This is a genomic window from Bradyrhizobium sp. CCBAU 21365, from assembly GCF_015291305.1.
GTDB lineage: Bacteria > Pseudomonadota > Alphaproteobacteria > Rhizobiales > Xanthobacteraceae > Bradyrhizobium > Bradyrhizobium elkanii.
This window is the reverse complement of record NZ_CP030036.1, coordinates 3342139-3359141: the sequence shown is the minus strand read 5'-3', so window position 1 is coordinate 3359141 and position 17003 is coordinate 3342139. Positions and strand designations below refer to the sequence as shown.

Below are 17003 nucleotides of genomic sequence, written 5' to 3'. Positions count from 1 at the left end.
AAGACGTGGATGGCCGGGACAAGCCCGGCCATGACGGCTACACATCGTCACGCATCCGCAAACCTTGGCGCCCGCTTCTCCAGATTGGCGCGCACGGATTCGGTCTGGTTCGGACTGCCGAGCAGCTTCTGCTGCTCGACCGACTCCGCGAGCAGCGCGGCCGCCGGATCGACCGACAGATTGTTCAGCATGCGCTTGGCGGCACGGATCGCATCCGGGCTCTTGCCGGCGATCTCGCGCGCGATCTCGAGCGCCGCGGCGCGCGGGTCGTCGCAGACGCGGGTGGCAAGGCCGTAACTTTGGGCCTCCTGCGCCGAGAAGATACGGCCGGTATAGGTGAGCTCGCGCAAGATGTCGTCGCGCACGAGGCTCGCGAGGATCGGCGTGCCCGCCATGTCGGGCACCAGGCCCCATTTGATTTCCATGATCGACATCCGCGCATCCTGCGAGAGGAAGCGCATGTCGGCGCCGAGCGCGAGCTGGAAGCCGCCGCCGAACGCGACGCCGTGGACCGCAGCAATTACCGGCACCGGAAGCTGGCGCCAGCCCCAGACCGCCTGCTGCGGGAAATTGGCCTTGCCGTGGGTGCGGATGGTGAGATCGCGCTTCTCGCCGCCCGGCACTCCGTTACCGCCGTCTTTCATGGCGGCGAACCGGCCCATGTCGAGCCCGGCGCAGAACGCCCGGCCCTCCCCGGACAGCACGACCACCCGAACGGCCTTTTCCCTGGAAAGCCGGTCGGTTGCGGCCACCAATGCCTCGAACATCGCGGCGTCGAGCGCGTTCATCTTGTCCGCCCGCACCAGGCGGACATCGGCGATACCGTCCGAAATCGATATCGAAACGCGATCTTCCATTGAAATCTCCTCCGCTGTTCCTTGTTGGCGCTTTACAGAAAGGCCGTTGTCCGCTTTTAGTCAATCGACCAATTAACTGACAACCCCCGTGGAGGAAACGATGTTCTCTGATCAGCTTCTTGCCGGGCGGCGCATACTGGTAACCGGTGGTGGCACCGGCCTCGGCAAGTCCATGGCCTCGCGGTTCCTGCAGCTCGGGGCCGAAGTGCATATCTGCGGCCGCCGCAAGAGCGTCTGCGACGAGACCGCCACCGAGCTGATGGCCGAGCATGGCGGGCGCGTGGTCAGCCACGGCGTCGATATCCGCAATGCGATGGCGGTCGACGAGATGATCGAGGCGATCTGGACCACCAGCGGCCCGCTCACCGATCTCATCAACAACGCCGCCGGCAATTTCATCTCGCGCTCGGAAGAATTGTCGCCGCGCGGCTTCGATGCGGTCGCCAACATCGTGATGCACGGCACCTTTTATGTGACGCACGCGGTGGGCCGGCGCTGGATCGCCGGCGGGCATCGCGGCAACGTGGTGTCGATCACCGTGACCTGGGTGCGCAACGGCTCGCCCTATGTGGTGCCATCGGCGATGAGCAAGTCGGCGATCCACGCCATGACCATGTCGCTTGCCATCGAATGGGGCCGTCACGGCATCCGCCTCAACACCATCGCGCCCGGCGAGATCCCCACCGAAGGCATGAGCAAGCGCATCAAGCCCGGCGATGAGGCCGGTGCGCGCACCAAGGCAATGAACCCGATGGGCCGCGTCGGCACCATGGAGGAATTGCAGAACCTCGCGGTGTTCCTGATCTCCGGCGGCTGCGACTGGATCAATGGCGAGACCATCGCCATGGACGGCGCGCAGGCGCTGGCGATGGGCGGCAATTTCTACCAGCTGCGCGACTGGAGCGATGACGACTGGACCAAGGCGCGCGAGTCGATCAAGGCCCAGAACGAGAAGGACCGCGCGGCGCGAGGTTGAGGCCCGCGCGCATGCCGCAATCACCGCTGTCGTCCTGGCGAAGGCCAGGATCCATAACCATCGCTGCTCGTTGTTGAGCTCGCTGCGGCCCCGGCGTCGCGCCACATTCAGATTCGTGGTTATGGATCCCGGCCTTCGCCGGGACGACGATGCTGAAACAGCGCGGCCGCTTGCTCCGTATTGTCTTTGCTGCCGGATGCCGCCACACTCCCCGCAACCAAAACAAGACGTCACGGGGGAAACATGTCCGACGCGCCGAAACTGACCAATCTTGCCGACATGGTGCGCGACCGCGCCAAAAGCCGCGGCAATGCGCTGGCCTATGAATTCGAGGGTCGGCAAACCAGCTTCGCCGAGTTCGACGTCAAGACCAACCGCGTCGCCAATGCGCTGATCGCGATGGGCGTCAAGAAGGGCCAGCGCATCGCCTATCTCGGCAAGAACAGCGATTTCTATTTCGAGCTGTTGATGGGCGCGATGAAAGCCGGCGTGGTGATGGCGCCGGTGAACTGGCGCCTTGCAGGCCCCGAGGTCGCCTTCATCGTCGACGACTGCAAGGCCCCCGTCCTGTTCGTCGGCCCCGAATTCATCACGCAGGCGCGCAACATCAGCGACAAGCTGCCCGGCGTTCGCACCATCATCACGACCGAGGGCGGCGCGCCGGAATGGCCCGACTTCGTCGCCTGGCGCGACGCACAAAGCGGCGACGACCCGCGGGTTGCGATCGAGCCAAAGGACATCGCGATCCAGCTCTACACCTCCGGCACGACGGGCAAGCCGAAGGGCGCGATGCTGTCGCACGCCAATTTCCTCAACCTCGTGCAGAGCGGCAACGAGGCCGAGAAGCCGGAATGGAACCGCTGGACCACCGACGACGTCTCGCTGGTCGCGATGCCGATCTTTCACATCGGTGGCTCCGGCTGGGGCGTGATGGGGCTCTATCACGGCGCCCGCGGCGTGATCGCGCGCGAGTTCGATCCGACCAAGGTGCTCGACTTCTTCGAGCAGTCCGGCATCACAAAGCTGTTCATGGTGCCGGCGGCGATGCAGTTCGTGGTGCGGCAGCCGCGCGCACGTCAGGTCGACTTCTCCCGCTTGAAATACATGCTCTATGGCGCCTCCCCGATTCCGGCGGCGCTGCTGAAGGAGTGCATCGAGGTCTTCAAATGCGGCTTCGTGCAGATGTACGGCATGACCGAGACCACCGGCACCATCGTCGCGCTGCCGCCGGAGGACCATATCGAAGGGCTCGACCGCATGCGCTCGGCCGGCAAGGCGTTGCCCGGCATCGAGCTTGCGATCCTCGACGCGGACGGCAAGCCGCTGCCGCCAGGCGAAGTCGGCGAGATCGCCACCCGCTCCGGCTCCAACATGGCCGGCTACTGGAATCTGCCCGAGGCCACCGCGCGCACGATCGACAGCGACGGCTGGCTGCGCACCGGCGATGCCGGCTACATGGACAGTGACGGCTACCTCTACATCCACGACCGCATCAAGGACATGATCATCTCCGGCGGCGAGAACATCTATCCGGCCGAGGTCGAGAGCGCGCTGTGCGACCACCCCGACGTGGCGGAAGCCGCTGTCATCGGCATTCCCGACGACAAATGGGGCGAGGCGGTGAAGGCGGTGGTGGTGATGAAGCCGGGAAAAACTGCGACCGCGACCGACATCATCAACTTCACGCGCGAGCGGATCGCCGGCTACAAGACGCCGAAATCGGTCGACTTCATCCCGGCGCTGCCGCGCAATCCGTCGGGCAAGATCCTGCGGCGGAGCCTGCGTGAACCGTACTGGGCGGGCAAGGATCGGCAGGTGAATTAGCCTCCTGTCGTCCCGGCGAAGGCCGGGACGACGATGGAGGGAGATACGCATCACGCCTTCATCTTCTCCCGCAAGACGTGCCAGCGCTCCTGCGCCTCTTTCGGCCAGACCTCTCGCCGATCATAATACTCGGCGAACACCTTGGCGCCCCGCGGGAACGTCACCCAAGGCTGCTTCGATGACGTGAAGATGTGGACATCAGGCGGGCACTGGCTCGGATCGTCCAGCGTGCCGACGCGGACGAAGCGCACCGCCGGTCCCGCGCCCGGATAATTGCTCCACACCGCCACCTTGCAGATGGGGCAGCGCGCGATTTTCTGCCCCTTGCCGCTCGCCGACGGTGTGTCCGACGATCTCGGGCTCGGCCGCGATGTGCTCGACCCGCTCGGCCTCGTACATCGCGTTGAGCGCGTGCGCGGTACCGGTCTCGCGCTGGCACCAGGTGCAGTGGCAGGCGTGCACGATCAGCGGCCTGCCGGTCAGACGGTAGCGGACATTCCTGCAGGTGCATCCACCTTCCATGTTCATGCCGCCTCCTCTGCGTTAGTGCTTGCCGGCTCCCATGTAGCCGAACAGGAAGCCCGCTACCTTGCGCTTCTGGATCTCCTCGCTGCCTTCGGTGATGCGGTAGCGGCGATGGTGGCGATAAATGTGCTCAAACGGCTTGTGGCGCGAATAGCCCATGCCGCCATGTACCTGCATCGCGCGGTCGGCGGCTTCGCAGCACAGACGGTTTGCCCAGAAATTGCACATCGAGACCCGATCCGACAGCGTGTGCTCGACCTGCGCCTGGGTCAGTTGATCCATCTCCCAGGCGGTCTTGCGGATCAACAGCCGCAGCATCTCGGCCTGGGTCGCGAGCTCGACCAGCGGCCACTGGATCGCCTGGTTCTCGGCCAGCGCCTTGCCGAACGGCTTGCGCTCGCGGGCATATTTCACGCTCTCATTGATGCAGTAGACCGCAGCGCCGAGCGAACTCGCCGCCTGGCGGATGCGGTTCTCGTGCACGAAGCATTGCGCCAGCGACAGGCCGCGGCCGACCTCGCCGAACTGCGCATCCTCTGGCACGAACACGTCGGTGAAGCTGACCCGCGGATGGTCGGTCGGCATGTTGAAGGTCCACATATACTCCTCGACCTTCACCCCCGCGGATTTCGCCGGCACAAGGAAACAGGTGATGCCGCGGGCGTCGCCGTCATTGCCGGAGGTGCGGGCAAACAGCGCGCAGTGCGTCGCGACATGCATGCCCGTGGTCCACATCTTCTCGCCGTTGATGATCCAGCCCTTGACGTTGTCACGCGTGGCCTGAACCGCTTTGGTTTCCATATGCGTGGCGTCGGAACCATGCTCGGGCTCGGTCAGACCAAACGTGATGCGGTACTTGCCGGTGATGGAGCCGTCGATCATCGCCTTCTGCTCGTCGGTTCCGTAGCGGTCGAGCATGGTGACGATCGGCAGATTGCCGACGATCGAGTGCTCGTTCTGCAGGTCGTTGTGCAAGCCGAGACCTTTCGAGGCAAAATGTTCGCGGATCACGGCCATCCAGAGATTGGAGCCGTCCTTGCCGCCGTAACGCTTCGGAATCGCGAAGCGCAGGTGGCCGGCCGCATCGGCCAGGTTCTTGGCCTTGCGCAGCAGCAGCTCCCAGTCATGGCGCGGCAAGCCACCCTTGTCGAAATCGGTGCGCGCCCATTCACGGCGATGGTCGAAGAAGCGGATGTTGTCATCAGCCTCTTCCAGAGGCTTGATCTCGCGTTCGATGAAGCGATCGAGCTCGGCGAGATAGGCCGTCAGGTCAGCCGGCAGGTTGAAATCCAAGGCGGTCTCTCCCGGAAATATTGTTGATTCTGATTTTGCGTCTAGACGCTGTCGCGCATCCACGTTCGGATCGATTAAGGTGAGAAGCCTGTCGCCAAGTCAAGCAGGCGAGCGAGGCTTGCACGCGCGGTCGCCTTGCGCAATTGGATGGCACGGAACGCCATGCAGGCGCTAGGATGTGAGCAATATTCTTCGCCGCAGAAAATCGACGGGAGCAAACATGGATCTGAAATTCTCCAAGGTGACGCGCAAGGGTCCCATCACCATCGTGACGCTGTCGCGGCCCGAAGTTTACAACGCGCTGCATATCGACGCGCATTTCGAGCTCAACAAGGTGTTCGACGACTTCTCCGCCGATCCCGAGCAGTGGGTCGCGATCGTGACCGGCGCCGGCGACAAGGCGTTCTGCGCCGGCAACGACCTGAAATGGCAGGCCGCCGGCGGCAAGCGCGGCTGGGACAAGGGCGGCTTTGCCGGCCTCACCACCCGCTTCGACTGCGACAAGCCGATCATCGCCGCCGTCAACGGCGTCGCGATGGGCGGCGGGTTCGAGGTCGCATTGGCCTGCGACCTGATCATTGCCGCGGAGAATGCGACCTTCGCCCTACCCGAGCCGCGCGTCGGCCTTGCCGCGCTTGCCGGCGGCCTGCAGCGGCTGCCGCGCCAGATCGGGCTGAAGCGCGCCATGGGCATGATCCTGACCGCGCGCCATGTCAGCGCCAAGGAAGGCCTCGAGCTTGGCTTCGTCAACGAGGTGGTGCCGCAGGGAGAGGCGCTGGCAGCCGCCGAGCGCTGGGCCGAGACCATCACCAAGAACTCGCCGATGTCGATCCGCGCCTCCAAGCAGGCGATCCAGAAGGGCCTCGAAGTCTCGCTCGAGCAGGCCATGACCGAGCAGCGCGACTATCCGGCGGTGAAGGCGATGGCTGCCTCGCAGGATTACATCGAGGGACCGAAGGCGTTTTCGGAGAAGCGGCCGCCGAAGTGGCTCGGGCGGTAAAGACTTCGTCCGCACCTCAATGGCGGGGGAGTGAGCGCATCGCTGTCTCCCCTCGTCGTCCCGGCGAAGGCCGGGACCCATTACCACCTATGTGAATTGTGGATGAAGGGCTGTGGCCCCAGCATCGCACCACAAGTGAGATTTGGGGTTATGGGTCCCGGCCCCCGTGCGCAATTGCGCACTAGGCCGGGACGACGGCAAGCTTGTTGGAGCGCAGCGAAGCCCATTGACGCGCGTCGCGATGGGTATCGCCTCGCTCCACCCGCCCTACTTTCCGAGTTCCCTCTTATAAGACGCGTAGTTCGGCTGATCGACGGCGAGCTTGTCCATCGTGGTCTGCCAGAGATGCTCCGATAGCCCCGGCGTGTTCAGATCGACCTCGCCACCTGCGATCTTCTCCGACAGCACGCGGTTCAGCTCCATCAGCGTCCCGTCGATGCCGAGCAATTGCTTCAGCCGCGCGGCCTCGGTCGCATCGCCGGCCTCGGCGAGCGCGAACTGCCGCGTCACCAGGTCGAGCGCGTTGATGCCGACGCGCAGCTTGAAGCCGTTGTGCCCCTTGATCGCGGGCGCGATCTCGCTGCGCAGGAAATCGGCGACGGCCTTGATCAGTTCCGTGGGTGTCGGTTCGTCCTGCATGTCAACGACCTCTCGGTGCGAGTAGCCTAAGCAGATCGATCTCGGTCTCGGACGCGCGCCGTCCGATCATCGCGCGTTCCATCGAATGATCCGGGCCACTTCGGAAGCGCTGCATCATGCCGCAGCACATCACGCCCCAGCGCAGCGTGCCCATCACTTCCCAGAACATCACGCGGTCGGGGTCGGCCTTGCGGCCGGCTTCTGCATAGCCCGCGAACAGATCTTCGCGTGTGCCGAAGCCGCCGACCGGCTTGTCGATCTCGCCGAAGCGCCACGAGTTGACGCAGATCCATCCGAGGTCCTCCATCGGATCGCCGGTATGCGCGAGCTCCCAGTCGAGCACCGCGCGCACCCCGTCGGGACCGATGATCAGATTGCCGTGGCGGAAATCGCCATGCACCAGCGTCGTCTCGGATGAGGGACCGGGATCGTGATCGCGCAGCCAGCGCAGCGCCAGCTCGAACACCGGCCGCGGCCAGTTGAAGCTGTGATACTCGCGGGAGAGATCCTCGATCTCCCTGGTCGCGGTCAGGCTGCGCAGCTTCGGCAGTTTGGCCTGCGGCAGACCATGGATGCCGGCGATGACGCGGCCGAGCTGGCGGGCGAGGATCGGCCGCGCGCCGGCAAATTCCTCGTCGCGCAAAATTTTTCGCGCGATGGTCTCGCCTTCGACCCGCGCCATGATGAAGCCGCGGCCAAGGCCGTCCTCCGGCCTCAAGACATGCATGACCTTCGGCGACGGCAGGCCCGCGTCATGCGCGAGCTGCATCAGCGTCGCCTCGGCATCGAGGCCGGCGGCGCGGCCCGGCGCGGCACCGTAACCCGGCGGCGCGCGGCGCAGGATCGCGCCGATAGTGCCGTTCGGGTGCACGATGTCGAACGTCCAGGTCTCCTGGCTGGCGCCGCCGGAGAGCTTTGCGGCACCGGTGACACCGGTAGCACCAGGATGAAACGAGGCGACGCAGCGGGTGAGCTCGGTCTCGATCATTTGCCTTTGAACTTCGCCGGCCGCTTCTCGAGGAACGCGGTGACACCTTCCTTGAAATCCTCGGCGCTGCCGGCAAGGCGTTGCGACTCGAATTCCAGATTGAGCTGATCCTCGAGGGTATTTTCCGGGCTGTCCCAATAGAGCTTGCGGATCAGCGACAACGCCACCGTCGGGCCGTTGGCGAGATCGTGCGCGAGCTTCATGGTTTCTTCCATCAGCGCGGCGTCGTCATAGACGCGGTTGACGAGGCCCCACTCCAGCGCCTTCTCGGCCGGCAGCCGCTCGCCGAGCAGCGACAGCTCGACCGAGCGCGCCTTGCCGATCAGCCGCGGCAACAGCCAGGTCGAGCCGCAATCCGGCACCAGGCCGATGCGGCGGAACGCCTGCAGGAAATAGGACGAGCGCGCGCACAGGATGAGGTCGCCCATCAGCGCGAAGCTCATGCCGGCGCCGGCGGCCGGACCGTTCACCGCCGTCACGATCGGACAGTGCAGCTTACGCAACCGGCGCAGGAACGGATGGAACGCGGTCTCCAGCGCCGCGCCGGCATTGCTCTTGCCGGGCTTCTGCTGGTTGCGGCCCTGCAGATTGGCGCCGGTGCAGAAGGCGCGGCCCGCGCCCGTGATCACCAGGCAGCGCACCTCGTCGCGCTTGTCGTCGATCGCATCGAGCGCCTCGGCAAGCCCGCCCAGCATGTCGATCGAGACCGCGTTCATGACTTCCTGGTGGTCGAGCCTGAGGATCGCGACCGATCCGTCGAAGTCGAGCGTGACATGTTTGAACTGCATGGTTTCCTCTTCACGTTGTTTCGGCGGTGGGTACCGCGGTAGGTCGACGCTTCGACCCATATTTGATTTTTGTGCCGGGCTTGTCCATGGTCGGCGGCAAGCCCATCCGTGAACGCGTGATTAGCGCGCACCAAACCAAATGGAAACCCCAATGAGTGGCATCTTCGATCTCACCGGCCGCGTCGCTGTCATCACCGGCGGCAATGGCGGCATCGGCCTCGGCATCGCGCAGGCGCTGAACGCCGCCGGCTGCAACGTCTCGATCTGGGGCCGCAACGCGGAAAAAAACGCCAACGCCGCGGCCTCGATGAAGGCCGGCCCCGGCAAGGTCGCGACGCAATTCTGCGACGTCAGCGATCCCGGCTCGGTCAAGACCGCGATGAAGGCAACCCTCGACACCTTCGGCCGCGTCGACGGCTGCTTCGCCAATGCCGGCATCGGCGGCGGCGGACGAAGAGCCTTCATCGACCGCACCGAGGAGGAATGGCGCAAGATGTTCGCGACCAATCTCGACGGCGTGTTTCACGTATTCCAGGCTGCGGCACGCCACATGACCGACCGCGCCGAGGCCGGCGACAAGTTCGGCCGGCTGGTTGCGACCTCGAGCCTCGCCTCGCTGTTCGGCACTGCGCGCAACGAGCACTATGCCGGCACCAAGGCGGCGCTGAACGCGCTGTGCCGCGCGCTCGGCGTCGAGCTCGCGCGCCATGGCGTCACCGCGAACGCGATCCTGCCCGGCTGGATCAAGAGCGACATGACCGCAGGCATCATGGCCAACGACAAGTTCGTCGCCAATGTGATGCCGCGCATCCCCCTGCGCCGCTTCGGCGAGCCGAGCGATTTCGGCGGCATCGCCGTCTACATCATGAGCAAGGCGTCGTCCTATCATACGGCGGATTGCTTTGTGATCGACGGCGGGTACACGGCGTTCTAGCCCGGCTGTTGCCGCATCAACGCCGTCGTCCCGGCGAAGGCCGGGACCCATACGCCGCGGCGGATGTTGTGAACGGGACTCGTCGTACCAGCATCGCATCACAAATGACATCGGTGGTTATCGGTCCCGGCCTTCGCCGGGACGACGCTGAATATGTGGCGCGAGGTTGAGTCATACATCCGCACCCTCGCGGCGCAGTTGCGTGGCGCGGAATGACGGCCGGAGAGTGACGGGTAGAACAACGCGCGACGCCGCGTCGCTTCCGTCGCGGCAAAACTGCTGCTAGCGTTTGAGCCGCAAGGGACGCAATGAGGCGGCTTTTAACAAGCAGGGAGGATATTTCAGATGTTTTCACACGTGATGGTTGGCACCAACGATCTGGACAAGGCCAAGACGTTCTATGATGCGCTGCTTGGCACGCTCGATGTCCGGCCGGCCCGGGTCGACGGTCACCGCATCATGTACCTCACCAAGGCCGGCATTTTCATGGTTTCCAAGCCGATCAACGGAGAACCGGCGACGCATGCCAATGGCGGTACGATCGGCTTTGCCTGTTCTTCGCCGGAACAGGTCGAAGCCTGGCACGCGGCCGGCGTCGCCAATGGCGGCAAGAGCTGCGAGGACCCGCCGGGCGTGCGGGAAGGAGGCGGCATCAAGCTCTACCTCGCCTATCTGCGCGACCTCGACGGCAACAAGATCTGCGCGATGCACCGGATGGTCTGACGATCCGGCCCCCGGCGTTTTCACTTCGTCATGCCCGGCCTTGTGCCGGGCATCCACGTCTCGATCTCTACACACAAGAAAGACGTGGATGGCCGGGACAAGCCCGGCCATGACGAGCGTGCGGAGAGAGGGCGTTCAAACAACGTTTGAAACGTCGTCGCGAAATTCCGCGATGCGGCAGAGGTGATCGGAAAAATCGGTGCTCGCGCTTGGCGTCGCACGCGTCTATTGTCCGGCGCGAAACGCGCCTTCGCGAGGGAGAAAAGACAGTGAAACATGCCTATGTGCCGCGCACCACGAACTACACGCTCAATCCGGGCGACGAGCTCAATGACCTGCGCATGTCGGACAAGGTCCGTCCGCTCTACGATCATGTGAAGCAGTTCATCCGCGACACGGTCGACCCGATGTCGGTCGAGTTCTATCGCGCCGGCGAGAAGAAGACCAACCGCTGGAGCTTCACGGACGAGCAGCTCGCGATCCTGCAGAAGGCCAAGGACAAGGCCAAGGAAGTCGGCCTCTGGAACTTCTTCCTGCCCGATGCCGAAACCGGCGAAGGCCTCAACAACCTCGACTACGCCTACATCGCCGCCGAGCTCGGCAAGAGCCCGCTGGCCTCCGAGACCATGAACTGCTCGGCGCCTGACACCGGCAACATGGAGGTGCTGGAGCGCGTCGGCACCAAGGCGCAGAAGGAGAAGTGGCTGAAGCCGCTGCTCAACGGCGAGATCCGCTCGGCCTATGCGATGACCGAGCCGAACGTCGCCTCCTCCGACGCCAAGAACATCTCGACCACCGCGAAGCTGGTCGGCGACGAGTGGGTGATCAACGGCGAGAAGTATTACATCTCCGGCGCCGGCGATCCGCGCTGCAAGATCATGATCGTGATGGTGAAGACCAATCCCGACGCCGCGCCGAGCAAACAGCAGTCGCAGATCCTGGTGCCGATCGACACCCCCGGCGTCGAGATCCTCGGGCCCATGCACGTGTTCGGCCACGACCATGCGCCGCGCGGCCACATGCATCTGCGCTTCAACAATTGCAAGGTGCCGAAGGAGAACATGCTGCTCGGCGAGGGCCGCGGCTTCGAGATCTCGCAGGTCCGCCTCGGCCCGGGCCGCATCCATCACTGCATGCGCACCATCGGCAAGGCCGAGAAGGCGCTCGACATGATGGTGCAGCGTGGCCTGACGCGCGAGGCGTTCGGCAAGAAGATCGCTCATCTCGGCGGCAACATGCAGATCATCGCCCAGGCGCGTTGCGAGATCGAGGCGATGCGGCTGATGGTGCTGAAGGCGGCCAAGGCGATGGACGTGCTCGGCAACAAGGAAGCCCGGGTCTGGGTCTCGATGGTCAAGGCCATGGTACCCGAGCGCGCCTGCAAGGTGATCGACCAGGCGATCCAGATGCACGGCGCCACCGGCATCTCGCAGTGGTCGCCGCTCGGCGAAATGTATCAGGACGTCCGCCATCTCCGCTTCGCCGACGGTCCGGACGAAGTGCACTGGATGGTGGTCGGCCGCCACGAGCTGAGCATGCCGTAGCCTATCTTCCCCTTCTCCCCGCGTGCGGGGAAAAGGTCGGAATGAGGGGCCGCCTCCGCAAGCACGGTGAGAGATCATCTCGCGGAGAATCCCCTCACCCGGATCGCATCTGACGATGCGATCCGACCTCTCCCCGCAGGCGCAGGGCCGTCCGGGGAATGATTCACTATGTCGCGGTGCATGCTCGGCAAGACCGAGGCAAATCGGCCTTTTCTGGTTGTCGAGACACAGAAGGCCGAGCATGCGATACCGCGATAGCATTTTTGGAAGGCTGCTTGAACCGATCAATCGGCGGCAGTTTCAGTCGACTGTGGATCGTTTGGCCGGAGATGCCTACGACAAGTCGTTCAAGAGCTGGGATCATCTGATCGCGCTGATCTATGCGCAGCTCAGCGGCAGTGACAGCCTGCGTGGGGTGGTAGCCGGCTTCAACGCCCATTCTCAACACCACTATCATTTGGGGGCCGGCCAGCTGTCCCGCTCGACGCTGTCCGATGCCAATGCCCGCCGTCCGGTCGGCGTCTTCGCGCAGACCTTTGCGACGCTGTCGGCGATGGCCAGTCGCCAGCTGCGGAGCGAGGGCACGGAGATGGTGCGCCTGATCGATGCCAGCCCGATCCCGCTCGGTAAGGTTTGCAGCTGGGCGAGGTGGAACGGCCGCATCCGCGGCATGAAGCTGCACGTCGTCTACGATCCAAAAAGCGATGTCCCGAACTGTGTCGAGGTGACACCGGCAACCGTGAACGACATCGAGATCGGTCGCCAGGTTCCGATCCAGGCCGACACCACTTACGTGTTCGACAAGGGATATTGCCGCTTCGACTGGTGGCAGAAGATCAGCGATAGCAAGGCATTCTTCATCACCCGGGCAAAGGAACGCATCCGGTTCCGGGCTTTCAAGCATCGTCCTCTCCGCAAGCGCGAGGGCGACGGCTTCAAAATCCTCGCCGACGACGAGGTGAAGCTTATCAGCAAGGGCGACTCACGACTGCCGATCCCGCTGCGTCGGATCAAGCTCAGGCGAGAGAACGGGGGCCTGATCACGCTGCTGACCAACGATCTCACCCGCACCGCCATCGAGATTGCTGCCCTTTACAAAACCCGCTGGCAGATCGAGCTGCTGTTCCGCTGGATCAAGCAGCATCTCGATATCCGCAAGTTTCTCGGCGCCAACGATAACGCGATCCGCCTGCAAGTGCTCGCGGCGATGATTGCCTACCTGCTGCTACGCATCGCTGCACGAGCCAACTGCATCAAAATGCTGCCTCTCAGGCTGGCCGAGCTTGTTGGTCAGCTTCTGTTCACCCGTCGAGCACTCGCCACCATCGACCAGCCTCCGCCCGTCAATCCCAGCCACCGCAAATGCAGAACATCCCCAAACCAGATGGAGTTCTGCTATGGATGACGTTCCCCGGACAGCCCTGCGCCTGCGGGGCGAGGTAAGGGAAGAGCGCTCCAAGGAACAAACAAGCAAGTCTGCAAGGCGGGTTCGCGCGAGCGTAACCCGCCTTTTGCTTTGCGGTCCGCTCGCGGCCGGTTACCCTTCGCTAACCTGCTCTACGAACTTCCGGACATCCCATGGAATATTCCCCAAGCGACCTCACCCAGCGCGAACGTTACAAGGTGCTGACCTCCTTCGTGCTGCCGCGGCCGATCGCCTGGGTGACGAGCCAGGGCGCGGACGGCGTGGTCAACGCGGCGCCGTTCTCGTTCTTCAACGTGTTCTGCGAGGATCCGCCGCTCTGCATGTTCGCGGTCAACCGCAGGCCGGACGGCCGCGAGAAGGACACCCTGGTCAACATCCAGCGCCTCGGCGAGTTCGTGGTCAACCTCACCGACGAGCCGCTGGCGCGCGCGATGCATGAGACGAGTGGCGACTTCCCGCCCGAGATCGGCGAGCCCGATTATCTCGGATTGAAGCTCGCGCCCTCAAGCAGGATCGCGGTCCCTCGCCTCGTCGAGGCGCCGTTCGCGATGGAGTGCAAGACCTGGAAGCTGATCGACGTCAATGGCGACCGCCAGCTCATCATGGGCGAAGGCATCCATTTCCACATCCGCGACGAGTTGTGGGACCGTGACGCGATGCGCGTCCATATGGAGCGCTACCACCCGATAGGCCGCATGTTCGCCGACCGCTACTGCCGCACCGACGACCGCGTGGTGTTTCCCGCGGCCGAGGGCGCAAAGACGAAATAACAAGGACAAGACAATGAGCGAAACATTCCGCGACAACGAAGCGCAGAGCCGGTTCGAGCTCGCCGTCGACGGCTCAACCGCTTTCGTGGTCTACCGCAAGACGCCGGACACGATCACGCTGGTTCACACCGAGGTGCCGGCGGAGCTCGGCGGCCGCGGCATCGGCTCCAAGCTCGCGCGCGCGACACTCGACGCCGTCCGCGCGCAGGGCATCAAGCTCGTGGTGAAATGCGAATTCATCCAGGGCTTCATGAAGAAGCATCCGGAGTATGACGATCTGTTGGGGTGACCGCAGGGCGAGTTGGCAAAGCGTGTCATTTCATCATGGCCGGGACAAGCCCGGCTATGATGCGTTTCGTTACGATACCGCCTGCTCGACCTTGTCCTGCGTCTTCGTTGCGAAATCGCTGGCGTCGTGGCGCTCGTGGAGCTGGCTCGACGGCTCGCCCCAGGTGCGGTTGACCATCCGGCCGCGCTTCACCGCTGGCCTTGCTGCGATCGCATCGGTCCAGCGCTGCACGTTCTTGTAGTCCTGCACCGAGAGGAATTCGCCGCCGCCATAGAGCAGGCCCTTGGCAAGGCTGCCGTACCAGGGCCACACCGCCATGTCGGCGATGGTGTAGACATCGCCCGCGAGATACTCATTGTTGGCGAGCCGGCGGTCGAGCACGTCGAGCTGGCGCTTCACCTCCATCGCAAAGCGGTCGATGGCGTATTCGATCTTGGTCGGCGCATAGGCATAGAAATGCCCGAAGCCGCCGCCGAGATAGGGCGCGGCGCCCATCTGCCAGAACAGCCAGGAGAAGGTTTCGGCACGGGTCTTGACGTCGGTCGGCAGGAAGGCGCCAAATTTTTCCGCGAGGTAAACCAGGATCGAGCCCGACTCGAACACCCTGATCGGCTCCTTTCCGCTGCGGTCCATCAGCGCCGGGATCTTCGAGTTCGGATTGACCGCGACAAAGCCGCTGCCGAATTGGTTGCCGTCGATCTTGATCAGCCAGGCGTCATACTCCGCGCCCTTGTGACCCGCCGCCAGCAGCTCTTCCAGCATCACGGTGACCTTGACACCGTTCGGCGTCGCCAGCGAGTAGAGTTGCAGCGGATGGCGGCCGACCGGCAGTTCCTTGTCGTGGGTGGGACCGGCGATCGGCCGGTTGATGCTGGCGAAGCGCCCGCCGCTTTCCTTGTTCCAGGTCCAGACCTTCGGCGGCTCGTAGGCAGGAATGTCATTCACGTCGTTGGCTCCCGATTCATGTTCTTGCCGGGTGGCGCGGCGGCCGCCGTGCCCATCCCATGTCCGCACTAGATGGTGCGCAGGCTGCGCTTTGCCCACCCCGCCCGATCGCATTTTCTATCCAGCGGAATGCGCTGCGAGCGATGCAGCCGAGCAGCGCCTGCACGCAAGATCGCCGTAGCCGAAACCCGTTGGCTTCGCCGACCGTGATGCGCTAGCGTTGCAGGGGCTGATGCCAACAAGCACAAGAAGCAGCAGCCGGGAGAAAACCAGTCCATGAAATCACCGATCTGCGACATGCTGGGAATAGAATTTCCTCTGCTCGCCTTCAGCCATTGCCGCGACGTGGTGGCTGCGGTCAGCCGCGCCGGCGGCTTCGGCGTGTTCGGCGCGACCCGGTATCTGCCGGAGACGCTGGAGCAGGAATTGAGATGGATCGACGATCACGTCGACGGTAAGCCCTACGGCATCGACGTGCTGATTCCCGAGAACATCTCGACCGCGGGTGAGAAGAACGTCACCTGGAAGAGCCTCGAGAAGCGCGTCTCGCAGGAGCATCGCGATTTCACCCGCAATCTGCTGAAGAAATACAACATCGAGCTCACGCCGCAGAGTGTCGCCGACAACCAGCCGCAGCCGTTCGACGCCGAGACCGCGCTGCAACTGCTCGAGGTTTCGTTCCGGCATCCGATCAGGCTGATCGCGAATGCGCTCGGCGTGCCGCCGAAGGCGATGATCGAGATGGGCCGCAAGCATGGTGTGCCGGTGGCGGCATTGGTCGGCTCCAAGGAGCACGCGCTGCGCCAGGTTGCGGCCGGTGTCGATATCCTGGTCGCACAGGGCACCGAGGCCGGCGGGCATTGCGGCGAGGTCTCGACCATGGTGCTGGTGCCCGAGGTGATCAAGGCGGTCAAGAGGATCCGCGACGTGCCGGTGCTCGCCGCCGGCGGCATCATGACCGGCAGCCAGATGGCGGCCTGCATGGCGATGGGCGCGGCCGGCGCGTGGACCGGCTCGGTGTGGCTGGCCACGGTGGAATCGGAGACCTCGGAGATCTTCCGCGAGAAGATGATCGCGGCCTCCTCGCGCGACGCGGTGCGCTCGAAGGGCCGCACCGGCAAGCCGGCGCGGCAGCTCCGCTCGGTCTGGACCGACGCGTGGGACCGCTCGCCGGAGAGCCCCGGCGCGCTGCCGATGCCGCTGCAAAGCATCATCAGCCGCGACGCCTTCAACGCCATCGACCGCTCGGCTGCGGCCGGCAACGAGAAGGCCCGCGACCTCGTCAGCTATTTCGTCGGCCAGGGCGTCGGCCTGGTCGACAGCGTCAAATCGGCCGGCGCCGTGGTGCAGGAGTTCAAGGAAGAGTTCATCGAGGCCGTCGAGCACATGAACGCGCTGGTGGCGGAGTGATCGAATACGTCTCATCCTTCGAGACGCGGCCAAGTGGCCGCTCCTCAGGATGACGGTGTGCCCGTAGCCGTC

General features: G+C 64.3%; 18 protein-coding genes. 10 read left to right on the top strand and 8 right to left on the bottom strand.

The features are described 5' to 3' along the window. Nucleotides 1–47: 47 nt before the first annotated feature. The gene (locus XI02_RS15335; RefSeq protein ID WP_172648202.1) at nt 48–857 is read right to left on the bottom strand and encodes a crotonase/enoyl-CoA hydratase family protein; all 810 of its coding nucleotides are present in this window, start codon (nt 855–857) and stop codon (nt 48–50) included. 100 nt (nt 858–957) lie between these two features. On the opposite strand from XI02_RS15335, the gene XI02_RS15330 reads away from it, so the two are divergent. Further along, nucleotides 958–1833 (top strand): SDR family oxidoreductase, encoded by an 876-nt coding sequence (locus tag XI02_RS15330; protein ID WP_018270548.1) that lies wholly within the window; start codon nt 958–960, stop codon nt 1831–1833. 243 nt (nt 1834–2076) lie between these two features. Then, the gene (locus XI02_RS15325; protein WP_018270547.1) at nt 2077–3657 is read left to right on the top strand and encodes a fatty acid--CoA ligase; all 1581 of its coding nucleotides are present in this window, start codon (nt 2077–2079) and stop codon (nt 3655–3657) included. 50 nt (nt 3658–3707) lie between these two features. Here XI02_RS15325 and XI02_RS46000 read toward each other — a convergent pair whose 3' ends face one another. Genes XI02_RS46000 through XI02_RS15315 form a run of 3 tightly spaced genes read right to left on the bottom strand, consistent with a single transcriptional unit; the run spans nt 3708 to nt 5475 of the window. Further along, nucleotides 3708–3956 carry a GFA family protein gene (locus XI02_RS46000; protein WP_244981151.1) on the bottom strand — a complete coding sequence of 83 codons (249 nt, stop codon included), beginning with the start codon at nt 3954–3956 and terminating at the stop codon, nt 3708–3710. Next, entirely contained in the window at nt 3856–4185 is a 330-nt protein-coding gene (locus XI02_RS45995) for a GFA family protein (protein ID WP_244980713.1), read from the bottom strand. Before XI02_RS45995 ends, XI02_RS46000 begins: the two co-directional genes overlap by 101 nt. 15 nt (nt 4186–4200) lie before the next feature. After that, nucleotides 4201–5475: an acyl-CoA dehydrogenase family protein gene (locus XI02_RS15315; RefSeq protein ID WP_016845853.1), complete on the bottom strand. Its 1275-nt coding sequence runs from the start codon at nt 5473–5475 to the stop codon at nt 4201–4203. A gap of 220 nt (nt 5476–5695) precedes the next feature. Between XI02_RS15315 and XI02_RS15310 the strand changes: the two genes are divergently transcribed. After that, nucleotides 5696–6475 (top strand): enoyl-CoA hydratase-related protein, encoded by a 780-nt coding sequence (locus XI02_RS15310; RefSeq protein WP_018270544.1) that lies wholly within the window; start codon nt 5696–5698, stop codon nt 6473–6475. A gap of 267 nt (nt 6476–6742) precedes the next feature. Here the strand turns inward: XI02_RS15310 and XI02_RS15305 are convergent, their stop codons facing one another. The 3 genes from XI02_RS15305 to XI02_RS15295 are packed head-to-tail and all read right to left on the bottom strand — an operon-like array spanning nt 6743 to nt 8890. After that, a complete protein-coding gene (locus tag XI02_RS15305; RefSeq protein ID WP_172648203.1) occupies nt 6743–7114 on the bottom strand; it encodes a DUF6285 domain-containing protein in 372 nt (123 codons plus the stop codon). Between the two features lies 1 nt (nt 7115). Then, nucleotides 7116–8102 (bottom strand): phosphotransferase family protein, encoded by a 987-nt coding sequence (locus XI02_RS15300; RefSeq protein WP_172648204.1) that lies wholly within the window; start codon nt 8100–8102, stop codon nt 7116–7118. Then, entirely contained in the window at nt 8099–8890 is a 792-nt protein-coding gene (locus XI02_RS15295) for an enoyl-CoA hydratase/isomerase (protein WP_018270541.1), read from the bottom strand. Before XI02_RS15295 ends, XI02_RS15300 begins: the two co-directional genes overlap by 4 nt. Before the next feature lie 151 nt (nt 8891–9041). Here XI02_RS15295 and XI02_RS15290 point away from each other — a divergent pair, with 151 nt between their 5' ends. The 6 genes from XI02_RS15290 (at nt 9042) to XI02_RS15265 (ending at nt 14576) form a co-directional block, all read left to right on the top strand. Then, complete coding sequence (locus XI02_RS15290; protein ID WP_016845858.1) at nt 9042–9824, top strand: SDR family NAD(P)-dependent oxidoreductase; 783 nt, start codon at nt 9042–9044, stop codon at nt 9822–9824. 345 nt (nt 9825–10169) lie between these two features. Continuing rightward, nucleotides 10170–10547, top strand: a complete 378-nt coding sequence (locus tag XI02_RS15285) for a VOC family protein (RefSeq protein ID WP_137476541.1) — start codon at nt 10170–10172, stop codon at nt 10545–10547. Nucleotides 10548–10816: 269 nt separating this feature from the next. Continuing rightward, entirely contained in the window at nt 10817–12091 is a 1275-nt protein-coding gene (locus XI02_RS15280; RefSeq protein ID WP_018270539.1) for an acyl-CoA dehydrogenase family protein, read from the top strand. 241 nt (nt 12092–12332) lie between these two features. Continuing rightward, a complete protein-coding gene (locus tag XI02_RS15275; RefSeq protein WP_069280603.1) occupies nt 12333–13496 on the top strand; it encodes an IS4 family transposase in 1164 nt (387 codons plus the stop codon). Nucleotides 13497–13669: 173 nt separating this feature from the next. After that, nucleotides 13670–14287, top strand: coding sequence for a flavin reductase family protein (locus XI02_RS15270; RefSeq protein WP_172648205.1), 618 nt, complete (start codon nt 13670–13672; stop codon nt 14285–14287). Nucleotides 14288–14300: 13 nt separating this feature from the next. Beyond that, nucleotides 14301–14576, top strand: a complete 276-nt coding sequence (locus XI02_RS15265) for a GNAT family N-acetyltransferase (protein ID WP_069276199.1) — start codon at nt 14301–14303, stop codon at nt 14574–14576. A gap of 69 nt (nt 14577–14645) precedes the next feature. Here the strand turns inward: XI02_RS15265 and yghU are convergent, their stop codons facing one another. After that, nucleotides 14646–15521 (bottom strand): glutathione-dependent disulfide-bond oxidoreductase, encoded by an 876-nt coding sequence (yghU, locus tag XI02_RS15260; RefSeq protein ID WP_172648206.1) that lies wholly within the window; start codon nt 15519–15521, stop codon nt 14646–14648. 276 nt (nt 15522–15797) lie between these two features. On the opposite strand from yghU, the gene XI02_RS15255 reads away from it, so the two are divergent. Then, a complete protein-coding gene (locus XI02_RS15255) occupies nt 15798–16931 on the top strand; it encodes a nitronate monooxygenase (RefSeq protein WP_172648207.1) in 1134 nt (377 codons plus the stop codon). Nucleotides 16932–17003: the final 72 nt, after the last annotated feature.

What these genes read in the sequence shown, in the direction of transcription:
- XI02_RS15335 (WP_172648202.1), bottom strand. Translation starts at nt 857, where the DNA reads ATGGAAGATCGCGTTTCGATATCGATTTCGGACGGTATCGCCGATGTC.
- XI02_RS15330 (WP_018270548.1), top strand. Translation starts at nt 958, where the DNA reads ATGTTCTCTGATCAGCTTCTTGCCGGGCGGCGCATACTGGTAACCGGT.
- XI02_RS15325 (WP_018270547.1), top strand. Translation starts at nt 2,077, where the DNA reads ATGTCCGACGCGCCGAAACTGACCAATCTTGCCGACATGGTGCGCGAC.
- XI02_RS45995 (WP_244980713.1), bottom strand. Translation starts at nt 4,185, where the DNA reads ATGAACATGGAAGGTGGATGCACCTGCAGGAATGTCCGCTACCGTCTG.
- XI02_RS15310 (WP_018270544.1), top strand. Translation starts at nt 5,696, where the DNA reads ATGGATCTGAAATTCTCCAAGGTGACGCGCAAGGGTCCCATCACCATC.
- XI02_RS15305 (WP_172648203.1), bottom strand. Translation starts at nt 7,114, where the DNA reads ATGCAGGACGAACCGACACCCACGGAACTGATCAAGGCCGTCGCCGAT.
- XI02_RS15300 (WP_172648204.1), bottom strand. Translation starts at nt 8,102, where the DNA reads ATGATCGAGACCGAGCTCACCCGCTGCGTCGCCTCGTTTCATCCTGGT.
- XI02_RS15295 (WP_018270541.1), bottom strand. Translation starts at nt 8,890, where the DNA reads ATGCAGTTCAAACATGTCACGCTCGACTTCGACGGATCGGTCGCGATC.
- XI02_RS15290 (WP_016845858.1), top strand. Translation starts at nt 9,042, where the DNA reads ATGAGTGGCATCTTCGATCTCACCGGCCGCGTCGCTGTCATCACCGGC.
- XI02_RS15285 (WP_137476541.1), top strand. Translation starts at nt 10,170, where the DNA reads ATGTTTTCACACGTGATGGTTGGCACCAACGATCTGGACAAGGCCAAG.
- XI02_RS15275 (WP_069280603.1), top strand. Translation starts at nt 12,333, where the DNA reads ATGCGATACCGCGATAGCATTTTTGGAAGGCTGCTTGAACCGATCAAT.
- XI02_RS15270 (WP_172648205.1), top strand. Translation starts at nt 13,670, where the DNA reads ATGGAATATTCCCCAAGCGACCTCACCCAGCGCGAACGTTACAAGGTG.
- XI02_RS15265 (WP_069276199.1), top strand. Translation starts at nt 14,301, where the DNA reads ATGAGCGAAACATTCCGCGACAACGAAGCGCAGAGCCGGTTCGAGCTC.
- XI02_RS15255 (WP_172648207.1), top strand. Translation starts at nt 15,798, where the DNA reads ATGAAATCACCGATCTGCGACATGCTGGGAATAGAATTTCCTCTGCTC.